14 protein-coding genes are annotated in these 20,182 nt (G+C 38.8%); 7 read left to right on the top strand and 7 right to left on the bottom strand.

Translation table 11 applies throughout. The features are described from left to right. Positions 1-2 precede the first annotated feature (2 nt). Positions 3-1,259, bottom strand: coding sequence for a tyrosine-type recombinase/integrase (locus A7967_RS19140; RefSeq protein ID WP_054206545.1), 1,257 nt, complete (start codon positions 1,257-1,259; stop codon positions 3-5). Between the two features lie 564 nt (positions 1,260-1,823). On the opposite strand from A7967_RS19140, the gene A7967_RS19135 reads away from it, so the two are divergent. The 3 genes from A7967_RS19135 (at position 1,824) to A7967_RS19125 (ending at position 4,258) form a co-directional block, all read left to right on the top strand. Beyond that, entirely contained in the window at positions 1,824-2,393 is a 570-nt protein-coding gene (locus tag A7967_RS19135; protein WP_064435979.1) for a hypothetical protein, read from the top strand. Positions 2,394-2,458: 65 nt separating this feature from the next. Further along, positions 2,459-3,376, top strand: a complete 918-nt coding sequence (locus tag A7967_RS19130) for a M14 family metallopeptidase (protein ID WP_054206543.1) — start codon at positions 2,459-2,461, stop codon at positions 3,374-3,376. Between the two features lie 471 nt (positions 3,377-3,847). Beyond that, entirely contained in the window at positions 3,848-4,258 is a 411-nt protein-coding gene (locus A7967_RS19125) for a hypothetical protein (RefSeq protein ID WP_054206542.1), read from the top strand. A gap of 29 nt (positions 4,259-4,287) precedes the next feature. Here A7967_RS19125 and ccoG read toward each other — a convergent pair whose 3' ends face one another. Both ccoG and A7967_RS19115 read right to left on the bottom strand, forming a co-directional pair. Next, positions 4,288-5,670, bottom strand: coding sequence for a cytochrome c oxidase accessory protein CcoG (ccoG, locus tag A7967_RS19120; RefSeq protein ID WP_054206541.1), 1,383 nt, complete (start codon positions 5,668-5,670; stop codon positions 4,288-4,290). 145 nt (positions 5,671-5,815) lie between these two features. After that, on the bottom strand, positions 5,816-7,234 hold the full coding sequence (locus A7967_RS19115) for a sigma-54 interaction domain-containing protein (RefSeq protein WP_054206540.1): 1,419 nt from the start codon (positions 7,232-7,234) through the stop codon (positions 5,816-5,818). Positions 7,235-7,370: 136 nt separating this feature from the next. Here A7967_RS19115 and A7967_RS19110 point away from each other — a divergent pair, with 136 nt between their 5' ends. Further along, entirely contained in the window at positions 7,371-8,309 is a 939-nt protein-coding gene (locus A7967_RS19110; protein ID WP_054206539.1) for an ABC transporter ATP-binding protein, read from the top strand. Then, positions 8,306-9,508, top strand: a complete 1,203-nt coding sequence (locus A7967_RS19105) for an ABC transporter permease (RefSeq protein WP_054206538.1) — start codon at positions 8,306-8,308, stop codon at positions 9,506-9,508. The genes A7967_RS19110 and A7967_RS19105 overlap by 4 nt, the downstream gene beginning before the upstream one ends. Before the next feature lie 120 nt (positions 9,509-9,628). On the opposite strand, the gene A7967_RS19100 is transcribed toward A7967_RS19105, so the two are convergent. Further along, the gene (locus tag A7967_RS19100; protein WP_054206537.1) at positions 9,629-10,174 is read right to left on the bottom strand and encodes a TIGR00645 family protein; all 546 of its coding nucleotides are present in this window, start codon (positions 10,172-10,174) and stop codon (positions 9,629-9,631) included. Positions 10,175-10,414: 240 nt separating this feature from the next. On the opposite strand from A7967_RS19100, the gene A7967_RS19095 reads away from it, so the two are divergent. Next, positions 10,415-10,657, top strand: coding sequence for a hypothetical protein (locus A7967_RS19095; protein WP_054206536.1), 243 nt, complete (start codon positions 10,415-10,417; stop codon positions 10,655-10,657). Between the two features lie 119 nt (positions 10,658-10,776). Here the strand turns inward: A7967_RS19095 and topA are convergent, their stop codons facing one another. Together topA and A7967_RS19085 are read right to left on the bottom strand one after the other, a co-directional pair. Next, on the bottom strand, positions 10,777-13,497 hold the full coding sequence (gene topA, locus A7967_RS19090; protein ID WP_054206535.1) for a type I DNA topoisomerase: 2,721 nt from the start codon (positions 13,495-13,497) through the stop codon (positions 10,777-10,779). Between the two features lie 258 nt (positions 13,498-13,755). After that, positions 13,756-17,532: an Ig-like domain-containing protein gene (locus A7967_RS19085; RefSeq protein ID WP_054206534.1), complete on the bottom strand. Its 3,777-nt coding sequence runs from the start codon at positions 17,530-17,532 to the stop codon at positions 13,756-13,758. A gap of 206 nt (positions 17,533-17,738) precedes the next feature. Between A7967_RS19085 and A7967_RS19080 the strand changes: the two genes are divergently transcribed. Continuing rightward, entirely contained in the window at positions 17,739-19,070 is a 1,332-nt protein-coding gene (locus A7967_RS19080; protein ID WP_054206533.1) for a dicarboxylate/amino acid:cation symporter, read from the top strand. A gap of 58 nt (positions 19,071-19,128) precedes the next feature. On the opposite strand, the gene sohB is transcribed toward A7967_RS19080, so the two are convergent. Next, positions 19,129-20,148 carry a protease SohB gene (gene sohB / locus A7967_RS19075; RefSeq protein ID WP_054206532.1) on the bottom strand — a complete coding sequence of 340 codons (1,020 nt, stop codon included), beginning with the start codon at positions 20,146-20,148 and terminating at the stop codon, positions 19,129-19,131. Between the last annotated feature and the right edge of the window lie 34 nt (positions 20,149-20,182).

Genomic DNA, 20,182 nt, shown 5'->3' with positions numbered 1-20,182 from the left:
ATCTATACAAATAATTTTCTCCCCCACTCTTCCAAAGCTTTACTTCTGGCTTCCATATACTCCTGCATATTATAAACGCCTTGCACTCCCTGTAATTGGTGATTTAGTATTTTTTCAATCACTATTGGATCTGTTCCAATATCAGTATCACCTAACCGAGTAGCGACTGTTCTTCTTAAATCGTGAGGTACGAATTTTGGGACTCCCAATTGCTCTAGTTTACGGCTTATGGAGCGTGATAGTGAGTGCCTATCAATAGGCTGTTCACCTGCGCCTGATTTATTAGTTGCTGTACTCGGAAATACATATTTAGAATTGAGATAGCCAAATGCTGCACGTAACTCATCAAGCAAAATAACCATATTTTGAGTAATCGGTACTTTATGGGTTCTTTCGCCATCTTTGTTTTGCTTTACTCGCTCGGCTGGGATTGTCCATATCATTTTGTCAAAATCAAATTCTTGCCATTGTGCGCCTGTGACCTCTATTGGCCTACAACCGGTTAAAGTAATACATTTCAATGCGTAAATAACTTGCTGGCTGATACCTAGCTTTGGTAAGCGTTCGAAAACTTGAATCACTTCTTCAAACTCCAGCGCTCTAGTTCTTGACTTCTCAAGACCTCCCACGCCTTTCTTTTTAACTGTGCTAACAGGATTGCCCTGCATAAGGTCTCGCTCAACACCAAAGTCGAACATTTGTTTTAAAATAGAGAGTGTTTTATTTGCTTGGGTATTTGAGCCCCGATCTTTTATTGGATCAAGCACCTTATTAAGAATGTCACGCCGAGTTATCTCTTTGAGCTTATAGTTGCCTATAAAGGGCAAAATGTCTTTTTTGAACATTCTAATTACAGGATCTACGTCTTTTCGGTTAACTTTAATGTCTCTTTCAATAAACTCTTTAGCAAGCTCATCAACGGTTGGTGATGTATCTTCGATAAACTGCTGCTTTAGTGATACCTGCTTTGTTTCGTATACGTCTTCACCTAAAGCAACACGCCCTTTTAGACTTTCGACTTCCTTGCGCACATCTTTTAAATCACACTCGCCAAAGTACCCCAAATGGTAATTACGCTGTTTGCCTTTGATGCCACCAAAACGATAATTTAAGTAAAGTGCAATTTTACGCTTTTTATCATTTTGTGTTTTACCTACACGTGCATGAAATCCACTTAACTTTGTGTCATTTATCCGTTTAATAGGTTCAGGAACTGAGCTTAATAACGAATCAGTCAATAACATTTTCACGACCGACATATGTAGCACCAAATATTAAAAATAAAGTACATGCAGCATATATGTAGCACCAACTGTATTCAACTACTTAATTCTACTTAGAGCTAACCTATACTAATAAATTAAATTTAAACCATTTATAACAGAGGGTTAAATTAAAACATATTCTACTTGCAGCTACTTACTTCTACTTAAATCTAATCTTTATTTTTATGGGGTGGCAGGGGTCGAGAGTTCGAATCTCTCCATACCGACCAATTATATTTCCCCTCACTTCTATTTCACCGTTATTCTTTGCATCCTCATTAATTTGCTTTATGAAGAGTGAATAATGGCTATTCCGATAATTTTATGTTTTCAAATAAAATTCAAGTTTTTATTTTGTACGCCGTTAATTAAACATGCTTTGGTGACAGTGTTTACTTAGCCCGCAGAATTTTAAGCTTACACGAGCACTGTTAAACACTGTCGTATTGTATTGAAAAATATAACAACATTTTAAACATGCCGACTTATTAAAGCCTAAATTAGGGTAATAAGTCGTTATTTATAACAAGTTGCTATTTTATGTACAGGAGGTACTGCGTGGACTTTTCTAATGATGAACAACAGTTTTTATCAAACTTATTTAAAGGCCAAGCCAAGCAGCAATTACCTGCAAATCAACGCCTGACTGTGCAAAGTGATATTCCGGCTAAAATAGCGAATCTATTTATTAATGCTAAGTTGACTTTACTCGCTGAGGTCGGTCACTATCAGTTGTGGTTTCCTTTAGAATTTAAAACTGATGAATCAGGGTTGTTAACCCCGATACTTAGCTCACCTGAAGTTATTGACACCACAGGTACACAACGAAGTTGGCGATTAGACAATTTAAATATACAAAGTGATGGGTTTAAAATTGAGTCAATATCTAGCACCGGGATCTTTTTAAAACCAATCAGCAATAAAGTGCCTTTAATTACTCATCACAGAATGCAATTTTATCTGCCAAATAAAAAACACATCATTATTAGCATTGAACCAGTTAGACAAAATAAGCAAGGTATCGCAGCTAAAATAACTCATATTCATGAAGGGAAAGATCACCTTCGCGACTATTTATTTAGTGTTCATAAACGACAATATGTAAATTTATATACCGCTATTGCTTAGAGTTAGTTGCGAAGTGAAGAATCCATCGATAAGCTGTCTTTTTTATTGTTACTAATGAAGGTTTTATGAGCGATACTATTTATCCAATTGGAACAGCTAACATTTCATGGAATGATGATGAGAAACAACAATGGTTCGATTCTCAAAACATTAAGCGTAGCTACCACAATGATGTTGTGTCATTAATAAATGAACTTACAGATGAGTGTGATGTTGAACAATATGGTGAACTTGTTTATCAAGACGCTAATTACCCCCTCTTTGCTATTAAATCTCGTAATTGGCAAAACAATAAACCAACCGTATTAGTAACTGGTGGTGTGCATGGCTATGAAACCAGCGGTGTGCATGGTGCAATTCGGTTTATTAAAACATTAGGTAGACATTACAGTGAGCATTTTAACCTTGTGGTAACGCCCTGTATCAGCCCGTGGGGCTATGAAACAATAAACCGCTGGAATCCAGCTGCCATAGATCCTAACCGTTCTTTTTATGCTAATAGCCCTGCCCCTGAATCTGCAAATGTGATGGCTTACATTGCTGGGCTTGGTGTTGAGCTAGTTGCACATATTGATCTACACGAAACAACCGACACCGATAACAGTGAGTTTCGCCCTGCACTTGCTGCGCGCGATGGTAAAATTAATACTAATTGGAATATTCCTGATGGTTTTTATTTAGTTGCTGATTCAGCGAAACCTGCGGCAGAATTTCAAAAGGCTATTATTGAAAACGTTACAAAAATAACACACATTGCACCCAGTGATGAAAATAACCAATTAATAGGCGTGCCGCAAGAGCAATTTGGCGTTATCAACTATGCGGCACGCGAGCTTGGTTTATGCATGGGCTTTAGCGATGCAAAGTTTGTAACAACAACTGAGGTATACCCAGATAGCCCAACAGCAACGGATGAAGAATGTATTCTTGCACAAGTTGCTGCGATTGCCGGTGCGCTTGATTATATAGCTTCACAACAATAATCGTATTTAAAGCAGATACATCTACTGAATAAGTTTCGGGTCTGCTTTTTACTAGGGCGTGTTGACCTTTGTGGATTGACATTTGTTCAATCTAGGGGCGATTTAATCGCGGCGCGAGGTTTGAAATCGAGTGGGCTCGATAACTGCTCCTGCGTTATTCTACTGGCTCACATCCATGTGAGAATAAGTAAAAATCGAGCAAAGCTTGTGCGCCCTGCTCACGCCCCTTACCTAAATCTGTGTAAGTAACAAAGAGTTAATCGCCCCTAGGAAGAACCCTTTGGGCAACGCATGTTTGGAATTTATACTGCGTTATCGCCTATTTATGGGGAACGACCACACACCATAGGCGCTGCCTTGCCTAAATACCTAACATACGGCTGTAAAATCAATCACGAAAGGTCAACACGCCCTAGACTAAATTATATATTTGTTTAAAATTCACGCTCTTTTATTTTTACAAGGAAGCAAATGGAATTTAAAAACAAATACGGTAGAGTCGTTTTAGAACGTGATCACAGCATTATTATCGGACATTTTCACGGCAATATTAACGCAAACCTAGTCTATCAATTTAGTAACAGCATTTTTGAACACATTAAACCTTTTGCAGGAAGACCTTGGGCGTATATCAGTAACTCATACACGGCATGTGCAGCAACGCCTGAGGCTGAGGAACAATTTACACATTTAGCAAAACAAATGATGCAGAGTAACTGTATTGCTAGCGCCTATATTTTAGGCTCGTCTTTAGTGGTTAATCAAATGCAACGTATTATGAATAATGCAGGCTTGATGATTGATATTAAAAGTCGTTTGTTTACTGATTTATATCAGGCTAAAGAACATATAAATGAACAATTGAAGTTGCTAACGTGTTGATAAATAAACTACGTTAGCAATCCACATATTTAATTGCGGTAAAATAAGCTTGGTGTTGTAATGGTAATACTTGGATCTTCCTTCGCTGTAATTACAAACTCTAATTTAGTAACTTTTTTATCTACATCGTAGCCATCTGCAATTATAGTTACCGGCACACGTTTAAGTAAGCCTGGTTCAACGAGTATCAACGCAGGGCTTTGTAATTTTGCAATATCAAACCCTTTTAAATCAATTGTATAATGAAGTGGTTGCTGTGTTTTATTAATAATTGTTAGCGTGTATGGGTTTTCAACCAGTCCTTCATAGTTAACTCGGTATAAAGCGTTACGATCACGTAATACCGATGCTTCTATGGGGGTTCTTTGCGCTAACCATGCCACCATAGCAAGCGTTAACAGTGCAGTTAAAGCGCCGTAACCTATCAATTTTAACCTAAATGGATTTGTGTGTTTTCCTGCCATTTGTTGCTCGCTGGCGTATTTGATCAAACCTTTTTGATATCCGAATTTAGTCATCGTATCGTCGCAAGCGTCAATACATAAACCACAATTAATGCATTCATATTGCAAGCCATTTCGAATATCAATACCGGCTGGGCACACTTCTACACATAAGTTACAGTCAACACAATCTCCTAGGCCAACAGTTTTTGGGTCAACTTTACGTTTGCGCGGTCCACGGCTTTCACCACGCTCGTTATCATAAGTGACGACAAGTGTATCTTTGTCAAACATAACTGATTGAAAACGCGAATAAGGGCACGCAACTGTACACATTTTTTCACGTAAAAAGCCTGCATTACCATAGGTGCAAAATGCAAACAGAAAAACCCAAAAACTAGTAATACCTGACCATTCAAAAAAGAACATGTCAGCGTAAAGTGTTTTTGCTGGTATAAAGTAAGCCATAAACGACGTTGCTGTGAGCACTGAAATAACTAACCATGCGCTGTGTTTGGTTATTTTTTTACGTGTTTTAGTGACCCCCCAAGGCGCTTTATCAAGCTGAATTCGTTGATTTCGGCTGCCTTCAATTCGTTCTTCAACCCAAGAAAATAACAACATCCAAATAGTTTGCGGGCATGTGTAACCACACCAAACTCTTCCTAACCAATTAGTTACAAAAAACAACGCAAACGCTGCAACCATAAATAGCAGCGCTAATATCATAAAGTCTTGAGGTAAGAGCGTTAAACCAAAAATGGTAAACTTTTGTGTTGCTACATCGAATAAAACCGCCTGTTGCCCATTGTAAGGGATCCACGGAATAGCAATAAACGTGAGCATCAACAGCCAGCCAAGGTGGCGGCGAATACGTTGGAAAAACCCTTTTTGCTCACGAATATAAATTGGCCCTTCATTTTTGTAGGGCTTGATGATCATATCTTCTTCTTTAATATCAAACTTCATAATACTTACTTCATGGTGACGGTGACTAAGCAAGTATTTGCAACTTTCAGACCAAACTGAAACTTAATTTAAGCTCATGATATTATTGGTTTAAATTTAAATGGCTAGTTTTTAACTCGTTAAATAAAACGAAAAACGTTAAATATCACGAATCCCTTTCAATTCCCAATTTTCTCATTTTAGATCGTAACGTACTTTCATGTAGCCCAAGCTTAGTAGCTGCTCCGTGTGCACCTGATATCTTCCAATTTGATAGTTCAAGTACAGACACTATATGACTCTTTTGTGCCTCATCGAGGGTTAAGCTGATGTTAAATGCCGTGTTCGGTGGCATGCTCAAAGGTTGACTTAAATGTAAAATAGGCTGTTTGCTAAGAATAGCTTCACGTTCGAGTACATTTTGTAGCTCACGAATATTACCTGGCCAATCATAAGCTTGCAGCTGGCTAATAGCTTTTTTACTTAACCCCTTCAGTTGCTTACCAAGGCGTTTATTCAATTGCGCAATTAAGTTGGTACATAATAATGGAATATCTTCTTTGCGCTCTTTTAATGCAGGCACTTTAATTGGGAATACATTTAAACGATAATAAAGATCCATTCTAAACGCACCTTGCTGTACCATTTGCCAAAGATCGCGATTGGTTGCTGCGACAATGCGAATATCAACTTTAATTGTATGGCTAGAGCCTACCCGTTCGAATTCATGCTCTTGTAATACGCGCAGTAATTTACTTTGCGCTTCGGGCGGTAACTCCCCTATTTCGTCTAAAAATAAAGTCCCTTTATCTGCCAACTCAAATCGCCCTTTACGACGCTCATTTGCGCCTGTAAAAGCCCCTTTTTCATGTCCGAATAACTCTGATTCGAGCAAACTTGGTGTAAATGCTGCGCAGTTAACCTTTATAAACGACTGGTTTGAGCGTTCGCTGAGGCGATGTAAGTTACGCGCAACAAGCTCTTTACCAGTGCCATTTTCACCTAAAATCAGCACTGTACTAGTGGTTTGCGCTACAAGTTTAATTTGTTCAAGCATGTTTTGAAAAATATGACTGTGTCCAACTAATCCAGAATCTTGCCAATCTTCGTTAAGCTGTGCAATTAAGTAATTATTTTCGTCTTTAAGTTGCTCACTTAAATCTTTAACTTGGGTTAACGCTTGACGTAGCGCGTGTTCGGTTTGATGCTGCTTGGATACATCACGAAATATCGCGACCGCACCAATCAGTTGGTCATTTTTATAAACCGGTGTTGACGTGTATTCAACCGGAAAATTACTGCCATCTTTACGCCAAAAAACTTCATCCTTTACATGGCGGTGTTTACCATCAAACATGGTGCAATATATTTGGCATTCATCCGCGGGGTAAGGCCGCCCGTCAGCGTGACTGTGATGATGATATTGATGTATTTTTTTCCCTAGTAGCTCAGCGGCTTGCCAGCCTGTCATTCTCTCTGCAGCTGGGTTTATAAACACGGCATTGCCACTGAGATCAAAACCATATATGCCTTCACCTACCGCATTGAGAAGTAATGTAGGATCATTTAAAAATTGCTTTATCATTGCACACCAAATTCGTGAAATATCGCGAGCATTATGGCAAATTTACATCTTTAGTTACATTAATTATTTAACAAATAATTACATCGGCCAGTACAAACATTTAAACTAGTTAAAACAACAAAAATAGAGGGATCATATGTCACTTCAGGTTCAACAACTTAACAAACACTATCACACAGTGACCGCGGTAAATAATTTATCCTTTGAGGTAAATCAAGGTGAAATATTTGCATTGTTAGGCCCTAACGGAGCCGGTAAATCATCGTTAGTAAAAATGCTCGTCGGATTTACACACGCTGATAGTGGCTGTATTAAATTAATTGATGGCTCTCAAAGCTATAGTCAAATCCCTGCCCACCTACTTGGCTATTTACCTGAGGATCGCGGTCTTTATCCTGAAAAAACACTCAAACAAAATTTACAATTTTTTGCAAGTCTCCATGGTGTATCAAATAATGACTTTAATAAACGCTGTGAATATTGGTTAGATAAATTTAGCTTATCATCACGTATTAATGATCCATTAAAGTCTCTTTCTAAAGGTAATCAGCAAAAAGTTCAGCTCATCAGCGCTATTTTACATGAGCCAAAATGGGTTATTTTAGATGAACCATTTTCTGGATTAGACCCTATCAATCAAGAGTTGGTGGTCGAATTTTTAGCGCAATTAAAGCAACAAGGTATGACCGTTATTTTAAGTGCGCATCAAATGGCGATGGTTGAAAAGCTTGCGGATCGGGTTTTATTACTCAACCAAGGCCAAAGCGTGTTATATGGTGATTTAACCAACATTTTAACCACGCAACAAGCAAGGGTTATAAAAGTACAGTTTGCTGAGCCGCTTGATGAATTAGCGGTAAATGAACTAAAAGATAAGTACAGTGTTGAACAAATAAAAGCACAACAATTGCAAATCACCCTTTTAGAAGAGCAATCACTGAACACTCTTTTGCCGTCGTTATTAGTACTCGGCGATATAGTTGAATTAAAAAATCAGGCCCAGTCATTACACAGCCTTTATCTAAATGCCGTCTCTGAGCATAATAAAAAGTTAAAGCAAGGAGCTCAACTATGAAAGCACAGTCATTAAAAAACACCCAAATTTGGACCGTGGCAAAATGGGAGTTTTTGCACTTTTTTAAATTAAAACAAGAAATTATTTCAAAACTGATCATGCTTGTCATCGCTGGCGTTATTTATTTCTTTGCAGCAAATAATCAGCAACTTGAACAAAGTTACACTATCGCAACTGATACCGATTTCACTCTCAATGCGGGCAATAGCCAACAGAGCAACTTTAACTTTATACCCGTGAACGATCTTGATGATGTGATCAAAAACTTAAATGAAACTAAAGAGTATGATGCCGTTATTCGTTTTAACTCACCTGATGGGCGGGTCTCACTTATCACCGCAGAAAAAGCAAGCTGGCAATTACAACTAAGCAGTTTATTAAGCACTGAGCTACAGCATGCGCAATTTAATAAACTCAATTTAACTCAAGAGCAACAACTAGGTTTACGCACACAAGTACTTATAGAGCACCAGGTTTTAGATGAGTTACTAAAAAACCAAGCAGATAAAAGTCAAACTTACACTGCGTTTGGTGTATTAATTTTGCTTTTTATAGCGATGTTTGGTGTGTTTGGCCAGCTTTTTGTGAGTATCACTGGTGAAAAACAGAACCGCGTTACAGAACAAATTATGGCAACCATGACACCGCAAACATGGATTGACGGTAAATTAACAGGGCAAATATTATTAGCCGTAAAAACAATGGTCGGCACTTTGCTATCCATTGTACTTTCAATGCTATTTTTTACTGTGGTGATAAAACAACAAGCGATTGATCTGCACTTTGTGAATTGGGCGTTATTGCCATGGTTTTTTGCCTTTGCGATTGCTGGTCTTGCTATTTGCGCGGCCTTTATGGCGGCAATTGCCGCTGGGATAGACGATCCTAACCACAGTAGTAAAAGTGCATTAATGATGCTGCCTATTGCACCTATTGTAATCGCCTTTTTTGTAATGGACGCCCCGAATAGCATACTGACAGTGATATTAAGTTATTTACCAATCACTGCTTTTGCTGTTATGCCTGTACGTATGTCGCTAGTTGATTTACCACTGTGGCAACCTCTGCTCTCACTCGTACTTAGCATTGGCTGTTTTTATTACTTGCGAATAGTTGCCGCTCGTATTTTCAAAATGGGGATGAATATGTACGGTAAAGAACCTAGTTTAAAAGCAATGTGGTCAGCTATTTTTAAATAATCTAAGGTCTAATTTATTTTAACTTTTTCTTTTTGATACTTTTCTTTTTGATATTTGCAGTACTCCACATAAGACCCTAGACAGGCTGTTAATAAGCAGCCTGTCTAACCATACTCTTCGTTAATGGCTATGAGTTTTACTATTTATATAGTCGGTCAGAGCAAACAATACACCTGAGACCACGAATGTCACATGTATTAATACCTTTAACATAAGTTGTTCGCTGGTGTAGGTTGACGAAATTATAAAAACTTTAAGGAGCTCAACAGCTGAAATAGCGACAATCGCACTGATTAATTTCATCTTCAAACCAGAAAAACCAACTTTCCCCATCCATGCAGGGCGGTCTTCATGGTTTTCAATATTTAACTTCGATACAAAGTTTTCATAACCACTGAAGGTAATGATCAATAGTAACCCCGCTAATAATGCCGTATCAACTAAGGTTAAAATACCCACTAACAATTCTTGGCTTGTTGCTGTGAATGTTGATACACCCATTAAATACAGTAATTTGAAAAATTTAATGAGCAATAAAATTACAGCAAAGAGTAAACCAACAAAAAATGGAGCCAATAACCAGCGGCCACGAAATATCAACGTTTCAAGAAGATGTTCAGCTTTACCTGCTTGGCGTGGGATTTTATTTGGGTTGGGATTATCCATAGTACTCATCAATTTATAAAAACCCGACTCTATCTGAGTTTCTAGCTCGATACAAATACTTATCTACATCAGCAGCTGATTTTTGTGTTAGCTTTTTCATCCTAACGATAAAAATATTTCGTTATCTTTTATTCTCATTTAGTTTGAAAATCAACTTACCAACAGCATGCTGCTTGATTGGTTAACTCTTGTTTTTGAATGTTCAAAAACAATCGTCACTACATTTTTAGGATTAAACGAATGAAAAAAGCATTGCTAGCGCTTATGGTAGCGCCATTATTTGCGGTTTCTGCAACTTTTGCTGTTGCTGACGATGCTGTTGACGCTTCAGCCGAAACAATTAAAGAATACACAGAAATGTGTTTAAACTGGGCTAAAGACGACGATATCAGTAATGATGAGCTGAAACCATACGTTTTAAAATGCGTAAATGATGAACTTGAAGCAGAAGGCTATAACAAAGTCACTGATGTAAAAATTTAATCGTCACATTGCCATTGCACATTAATTTGACATAAAAAAACCGGAATCGGCACAAGGGTGTGCGTTCCGGTTTTTTTGCGTTTAACGAGTACTTGATTTAAACACTCGCTACATACATTTTACTCTGCGTCTTTTTTCACTTTAGCAGGTGCTTTTTTTGCAACCGCTTTTTTGGCGGCTGGTTTTTTAGCTGCTGCTTTCTTTTTAGGTGCGGCTTTTTTCTTTGCCTCTTCAACCCACTTTCCAGCGTTATAATGTGCAGTCCAACCAGTTGCTTTACCTTCAACCTCAGTCATTACATACTGTTCTTTATTCTTTCTGCTATAGCGTACAACAGCTAAGTTACCATCTGGATCTTTTGCTGGTGCATCTGCTAGATAATAGAACTTAGGTGAAATACGATCTCTAAAACGATGTAACTCTTCGACCTTTGGTGCACGTGTTTCTCGCGATTTAGGGAACGTATTTGCCGCTAAGAAAATACCTGCAGCCCCATCTCGCAGTACAAAGTATGCTTCTGATTTTTCACATTCTAGTTCAGGCAGTTGTACGGGATCTTCTTTTGGTGGCGCAGCTTCTCCACTACGCAGTAATTTACGTGTGTTTTTACACTCGTCATTACTACAACCAAAGTATTTTCCAAAACGTCCTGATTTAAGCTGCATATCAGATGAGCATTTATCGCACTCAATAATAGGCCCATCATAACCTTTAATTTTAAAGGTTCCCTGCTCGACTATATGCCCTTTACAACCTGGGTTATTACCACAAACATGCAATTTGCGTGTTTCATCAATCAGGTATGAATCCATTGCCGTTTCACAAATTGGGCAACGCTTCATTTGCATTAATGTTTCAGTTTCAACATCTTCAACATCTGCAGCGACCGCTTCATCACCCGACACTAAGTTCATAGTGGTCGTACAGCGTTCTTTTGGTGGTAAGTTATAACCTGTACACCCGAGGAAAACACCAGTAGATGCTGTGCGAATACCCATTTTTCTGCCGCACGTTGGGCAGTCAATATCGGTTTCGACCATTTCATTTTTACGCATTCCACCTTCATCTTCTTCGCCACTGGCTAAAGTCAGTTGGGTAGAAAAATCAGCATAAAACTTATCAAGTACTTGTGTCCAGATGCGCTCACCTTCAGCAATATCATCTAAACGACCTTCCATTTTCGCGGTAAAATCGAAGTTCATTAAGTCAGTAAAATTCTCAACTAAACGGTCAGTGACAATCTCACCCATTTTTTCTGCAAAAAAGCGGCGATTCTCAACTCGTACATATCCACGATCTTGAATCGTTGAAATAATTGACGCGTAAGTAGATGGACGACCAATGCCACGCTTTTCAAGCTCTTTAACTAGGCTCGCTTCACTAAAACGCGCTGGCGGCTTAGTAAAGTGTTGCTTAGGATCAAGCTCAACAAGGCTTAATACTTCACCTTCTTTAATCGCAGGTAATGATTGATCTTCTTCATTCTTTTTACGAATAGCAGGTTGCACTTTAGTCCAACCATCAAAGCGTAGTACGCGGCCTTTCGCTCTAAGCTGAAAATCATTCGCTGCAACGGTTAATGTTGTTAAGTCATATTCAGCAGGAACCATTTGGCAAGCAACAAATTGACGCCAAATTAATTCATAAAGCTTTTTGGCATCTGGGTCGACACCATCAAGGTGGCCTGATAATACACTCACGCTTGAAGGTCGGATAGCCTCATGCGCTTCTTGTGCATTGCCTTTAGAACTGTAATTTATTGCTTCTTTTGGTAAGTATTTATCACCAAATTGCTCAATTACGTAATCACGGCACATTGCTACTGCATCTTTCGACAAATTCGTCGAATCGGTACGCATATAGGTGATATAACCTGCTTCATACAAACGCTGGGCAAGCATCATCGTCTTTTTAACGCCATAACCTAAGCGTGTACTCGCAGCTTGTTGCATTGTTGAGGTAATAAGTGGTGCACTAGGACGACTCTTACTTGGCTTCTCTTCAACACTTACAACTTTATACTCAGCATTTTCTAGCGATGCAGTCGCAGCCATCGCCTGTGCTTCGCTAACTGGCTTAAACGCTTTATCACCTTGTTTAAATACTTCTAAACGTAATGCTGATTCGCTATTTTTAACATCTGCATGAATATCCCAGAACTCTTCTGGGATAAATGCTTTAATTTCGCGTTCACGTTCAACCAGTAAACGTACCGCAACAGACTGAACACGTCCTGCTGATAAGCCTCTAGCAACTTTCTGCCACAACAATGGAGACACCATAAAACCAACTACACGGTCTAAAAATCGACGGGTCTGTTGGGCGTAGACCATGTCGGTGTTTAGCTCTCCAGGTGCCTCAAAAGCTGCCTGAATGGCATTTTTGGTTATTTCATTGAATACTACACGTTTATACTTCTCAGGCTCGCCGCCAATAATCTCTTGAAGGTGCCAAGCAATTGCTTCCCCTTCTCTATCCAAATCCGTTGCGAGATAGATTTGGTCAGCATTTTCAGCGAGCTTTTGTAATTCTTGAACAACTTTTTCTTTACCCGGTAATACTTCGTAATGTGGCTGCCAGCCTTTGTCAGGGTCAATCCCCATTCGAGCAACTAAGTTAGTATAATCACGCTGTTTTTTATACGCGGCCTTTTCTTCAGGCGCCATTTTGCGCACTTCCGCAGGTGTTTTTGTAGCTGCAGTTTTGGTTTTGCCAGAACCTGAGGTAGGAAGATCTCGTACATGCCCAATACTAGACTTGACGATAAAATCATTTCCTAAATATTTATTAATTGTTTTAGCCTTAGCAGGAGACTCTACAATTACTAGCGATTTGCCCATAGTTGCCTATTTCTAACCAAGTATTTAAAATGTGTTTTGCCCTTTTACAGGCGCGAATATTTATAGGTATATCTACAAACACCAATTGTTACAAGCTTTTAATACAAACTTTTCTGTTTTTAATGATTAATTAAGCAATTGTTGTGCTTAATTTAGGCAATTTGGTGTTTTTAACTATTTGCAGTGGAATATATAGAATAGAAACAAAAATGCCAACCTTATGGTTGGCATTTATTATTAAATCACATTACAAAACAATTAACCTAAGTCTAGAATTGGCAAACTTGCAATCGATTCAACCCCTTTCGGCGTGGTAAATTCTACCATTAAGAAGCCGCTTTTGCTTTTATTAGGCTCTGTTTCACGACTAATCGATAATGCAACACCATGTGCGCGTGTTGCGCTACTTTCTAACATTTCAAACCCATCTATACCACTGTATTTACCATTATTTGCACCAATGGTAACAGACGTTTTAGACGGTATCGGGTTGTTATAACGATCTGAGTAATACAATTCAAAAGACAATGCAGCCAATTCATTATTTTCGCTCGGCGATAAATCAATTGTACCAAGGTCACAATATGCTGTGTTTGCAGTAGGCTCTAAAGCAACGACTAAACCTGATGTGTCATCGCCCGCTTCACCATAAATTGAATTACAACTTTCAATATCTAGCGCTAATTGAACTGCATTAGAAGTTAAAATTGTATTGCCATTACCGTCTAGAATTGGATTTCCATCAGCATCTACTTCAACTGCGTTTAATGCATTAACAAACTGGTTTTGTAACTCTGTTTTTAAAACTACAAAACGGCTATATACAGCACTACCCGACATAACGATTACAAATGAATCACGTACATCGATTAAATCTTTTGTACATAAACTTTCAAATGTTGCTCCATCAGTAGGCGATGTTGCTTCTTCAGTGCACAATAAACCATTATATTTACCATCAGCAAGCGTGTGCATACCATTGAGGTCTATATCAAAACTCTCTTCTAGGTGTCCGCCGTTGGTATTTAATGGGCTACATGGATCGTTTACATCCCCTTCATTACAAAAACTTGCATCTTTAACAGTTTGTGCCGTAACAGGGTCATAAATAGCTGCTAGACCGTCGTAAATACCGTTTTCATTGTGATCGACAAATGCTTCTGGTAAATCATAGCCACTGTAATATTCGTTAGTATCGAAACGACCATTACCATTTATATCAATATATGATTCTTGACCTTTAGTTGTAGCAAGCACAGTAACTCGTCCGCCCAATGGCACGCCAAGTGGACTGGTTCTGTTATTTAAAATTCCGGCAACACAAGGCGCTGCAGCACCAAAGTAAGGGTCGCAATTAATAGAACCTGTTTTAGGGTTAATTGAATTAATTCTATTGCCCCATTTAGCTTCGGTAAATGGCTTCGGATTTTGACTACGCCATTGTGCGGTGCATGCACCATCAGTTGTACGACACTCTAACTGCGGATTAAAACTTGTGCCATCAATTGTGCCTACAGCACCGCCTTCCGTTGTTAAATATACGGCAGTTCCATCAGGTACTGGATTATTAAAGTGATCAGCTAGATAAACTGAGATTTCATTAATATCTCCAATATAGTCAAGTGCTTCAATATTGATTGTATCAGCACCTGCGGTAAAGCTATTTCCATCTGGTAAACCTGAGCTAATGGAGACTAAATCAGAGACTGTGATTACTTGTTCATCAAGACTAAGTAAAGATAAATTACCAATTGGACATGATACATTTGGATCTCGGATATCAACAGCTTTAGCACATTCTTGAAAAACTTCTTGCCAACAAGTTACATTATCATTTTGATTTGCTGGAATTTGATCGCTTGGAATAAAGCAAGCTTGCACACGAACAGCCATTGGTACAAAGCCCGCATTGACCTGTACTCTTGCTAAGCCTTCAGCATCAGTAAATACACTAGTATGGGATAAGCTAATGCCGCCATTTGTTGAACTTAGCCTAAAGTCCATACGACTACTCGGTACTGCTTTCCCAATTTTATCTAGTAATTTAAAGGAAACTTCCGATGTCTCAGAGCGCCCTTGTCCGCCAGTCCCCTTAAGTGCAATTACAGATTGCGTAGCATCTATAAACTCAATAGATTCAACAGGAGCTGTCGATACAGGGATATTAATCGATTTAACTACTGCAGCCCCACCAGTAAGAACGGTTGCTGTCACGGTATCACCTTGCGCCGCATTACAGCCATCAGTTCTATATGTAGCTGTTGCAACACCACTGATACTCGTTGTTTTTTGATCCATTATAGATTTGCCAGCTTGCACACAACCAGATGTAAACTCTACATCTAATGGTGAAACTACACGAGCTCCATTGGCATCAAAAATATCAACAGTAATAACCGTTGTAGCCCCAGCAGCTAATGGCACAAATTCTCCCACAATTGGGTTGCCATCAACATCTAGCTTGTTATATAAGCCGTTATCAATCGTGATATTTAACTCTGCCGTTGCAATTTCAAAGGCTTTTTGACTAGTCGCAGATTTAGAGGTTGCAGTTATTTCTCCTGCGCCACTGTTTGCGCCTGGTTGAAGCTTTAATATTGCAAAGCCAAAGTTATCAGTAAGCGCCTTACCTGAATCTGGTAATAAACGACCTAAATCCGTCGTGACTTCTGTAATAATCCCTACAAAACCATCACCAGAACTTGTATCTGTCACTTTTACTAATATATCGACTAACTCATCAGACGAAAATTTATTAACAGCTTTACAACCAGAAGTTGCGTAGGTTGAATCCAATGATATCGTGTTTCTATTTGTATCCCACCCTTCAACACAACCTGATAATAATTTAATATCTACATTCGCGACTGCTTTATCAACTGATGCATCATCACCACTTGATACAAAGCCAATTGTTTTGGTGACCGTTCCATTATCTTCGGATTCATAGCTTGCAATAACCTGTCCGGCGCCTTTAAGAATACCACTGCTAAGAGTTACTTTTGCAACGCCCTCAGAGTTTGTTAGAGCAGTTCCCAATTCTGGGGTGATTTTACCCGTATATTTAGAAACAAACCTGATTAACTGCCCTGAAACCGGTACGTCATCATCGGTTAATGTCGCTGATACTACGCCTTTGTTATCTTTGCTTACCGGGTTATTTTCCGAAAAAGGTTGGCCATTTTGATCAACTATTTTTAAAACCAATGCCACAGTGCCTATAACGCCCGTGTTATCGCCTTGGCCACCTGATGAAGTAAAAGCAAAAGTACCTTGATATGATACATTGCCAACAGAGTAATTTGCAGTAACAATACCAGCACCAGCGACTGAGCCTGCTGTGAGTTCTATTCTTGCAATACCATCAGAACCTGTTAATGCACTACCCGAAGTTGGATTTAATAAACCAATATCATCAGCTAAGCTAAACGTCACTCGCTGCCCACTCACCACTTCGCCTTCATTTAACAATGTAGCGCGTAGCTCTAGTGGTGCAATGTTCGTGACAGAATTTGATTTTGCCGCTGTTGATTTTGAAAAACCCTCTACTGTTAGAGTATATTTCTCTTCACTGTTATCATCGCCTTGACCACCTGATGAAGTAAAAGCAAATACACCTTGATGCGAGGTACTGTCTTCAATGTAAGTTGCTGTCACTTGGCCAGCTCCAACAATTGAACCGGATTCGAGCGCTATTTGCGCAACACCATCACCATCAGTCAAGGCACTGCCAGAAGTTGGTTTTAATGAGCCGATTCCATCAGCAAGACTAAAAGTTACACGTTTACCCGTAACAACTTCGCCATCTTTTAAAACGGTTGCACGCAAAAAAAGCGGTGCATCTTTAGTTACTGAGTTTGATTGCTCATTCGTTGCTTGATTAAACCCTTGAACTGTAACGGTATAAGTTGGTGTGTCTGGTGTAGTTCCACCACCACCAAGATCACCACCATCCTTTTCAAGTGAACCACCTCCACCACAAGCCGTGATTAGAAAACTGAATAGCACAACACTGAGCCATCGCATTAAAGGCATTGACCTCTCCCTAGCGTTTGTTATTGATTATAAAATTCGAAATATTTACCCAATGTTAACCTATATTCAGATTTAAAATCACAACTTTTATTATTTTTTTGTTGTTTTTTTGATCCACACTTTTTTTTCATATTTATCGATTTTTTCTGTATAAAAATTTGCATGCTGGTAGGCTATGGAAAATTTATAACAAATAGATTATTACTATGTCGAAAATCCGTTCAATGAGTTTAACCACCCGCATCATGATTGGTATGTTGCTGGGGGTTGCTGTAGGCTTTATTTTTCAGGCTATCTTAGCTGGCGAAGACGATTATCTAATCCCTCTTGGGTTATTCTCTTTGCCAATTAAGGGCTTTTTTGTAGATGGTTTATTTCATATTGGTGGACAAATTTTTATAGCCAGTTTGAAGATGTTGGTCGTCCCCTTAGTATTTGTCTCTCTCGTTTGTGGAACATGCAGCTTAAGTGACCCTAAAAAACTAGGTCGCCTTGGCGGAAAATCTATCGGCCTTTATCTACTGACCACTGCAATTGCAATAACGGTTGCAATTAGCTTGGCTTTATTAGTAAACCCAGGTGAAGGAATAAACTTACCTTCAGAAGCGACTTACAGCGCAAAAGAAGCCCCTACACTCGCTCAAGTGATCATTGGTATGTTTCCAACCAACCCAATTGATGCCATGGCCAGCGGTAATATGCTACAGGTTATTGTGTTTGCATTGTTATTTGGTATTGCAATGGCCCTTAGCGGTTCGGCGGGTAAGCGAGTTGCAACTGTTTTTGAAGATCTAAACACTGTGATTTTAAAGTTGGTTACATTATTAATGAACGTCGCCCCTTATGGTGTATTTTGTTTAATGGCCAAGTTATTTACCACAATTGAGCTAAATTTAATCGTTAGCTTAGCTAAATACTTTGGTGTTGTGGTTGCAGCGCTTTTTATTCATGCATTTATAAACTACACATTATTATTAAAATTTTTAACGGGCCTAAACCCAATTATCTTTTTAAAGAAAATGAAACACGCGTGTTTATTTGCATTTAGTACATCGAGCTCAAGCGCTACGATGCCAATTACATTAGAGACAGCAACTAAGAAATTAGGAGCAAATAACTCTGTAGCCTCTTTTACCATCCCGTTAGGCGCCACCATAAACATGGACGGCACAGCCATTATGCAAGGTGTAGCGACTGTCTTTATTGCACAGGTATTTAGTGTTGATTTAACTATTTCTGATTACCTAATGGTTATTCTAACTGCAACTCTTGCATCTGTAGGTACCGCAGGCGTGCCAGGCGTTGGTTTGATAATGCTTGCAATGGTACTTAACCAAGTTGGCTTACCTGTTGAAGGTATCGCTATTATCATTGGTGTTGATAGATTACTTGATATGACACGTACAGCGGTCAATGTTACGGGTGATTGTATGGTGACGTGCGTCGTTGCTAAATCAGAAGGTCAATTAGATGAAAAGATCTTTAATGACCCTAACGCAGCTAAAGATTTAGAGGATTACCATAAATCAGCTGAATAATACTTTTACTTTCAACACTAAAAAACCCGCTTAACTGCGGGTTTTTTATTAGGTTAACCTACGGGTTTAAACTTTTAAAACGCGAGTAAATGGATACCCCCGCTTTATTAATACCCCCACTAAAACCTATAGCAAGTTTATCACTGAGTGTCTTTTTAACTTTGTATTTTACTTTATAAATTTGACGCTCATCCTGATATTTTAATAAAGTATCATCACTTGTTTCAATCGTATCTACCAAGCCTTTATCAAGTGCTTGCGTTGCAAACCAATGTTCCCCGGTTGCAACAAGATCAATATCCAGTGACGGGCGCTGCGAACTAACAAACTGCTTAAATAAGCCATGTGTTTGCTCTATTTCCTCTTTAAATTTATCGCGCGCTTTATCCGTATTTTCACCAAATAAGGTCAATGTACGCTTAAATTCGCCTGCTGTTATTTGCTCAAAATCAACATCATTTTTCTTCAATATTTTATTAAAATTTGGGATCTGCGCAATCACACCAATAGATCCAACAATAGCAAAAGGTGCTGCAACTATCTCATCTGCAACACATGCCATCATATAACCGCCACTGGCTGCCACTTTATCTATTGCTACGGTTAAGTGTATGCCTTTATTTTTAAGACGTTGTAATTGCGATGCAGCCAAGCCATAACCATGAACAACACCACCACCACTTTCAAGGCGAATTAGCACTTTATCTTTAGTTGCATCTGCAATAGCAACGATTGCCGTGATTTCTTCACGTAAACTATCCACTTCATTAGCATCAACACTGCCATTAAAATCAATTACGTATAATCGAGGCTTGGTCTCTTCATTTGCAGCTGCTTTTTTAGCGTCGGCTTTTTGCGTTTTATGAAATGCTTTTAACGCTTTACCCGATAATGTGTGCTCTAAAAAGCTATGTTTTAAATCCTCTAATTGCTCTGATATATCCTCTATATCAATTTCGCCTTTTTTTACTTTGGGTTTTACTGCAGCCCCCACAAAAATTATTACCACAGCGGCAATTGCGATAACCAGGGTCACTGTTTTGGCAAGAAAAATGCCGTACTCATAAAGAAATTCCAATTCTATTCTCCAAATAAAAATTTGCATCAATTTA

This window comes from Pseudoalteromonas neustonica (assembly GCF_001653135.1).
In the GTDB taxonomy this organism is placed as follows: Bacteria; Pseudomonadota; Gammaproteobacteria; order Enterobacterales; family Alteromonadaceae; genus Pseudoalteromonas; species Pseudoalteromonas neustonica.
The sequence above is the reverse complement of the archived record's forward strand: the minus strand, read 5'-3'. Positions and strand labels throughout refer to the sequence as shown.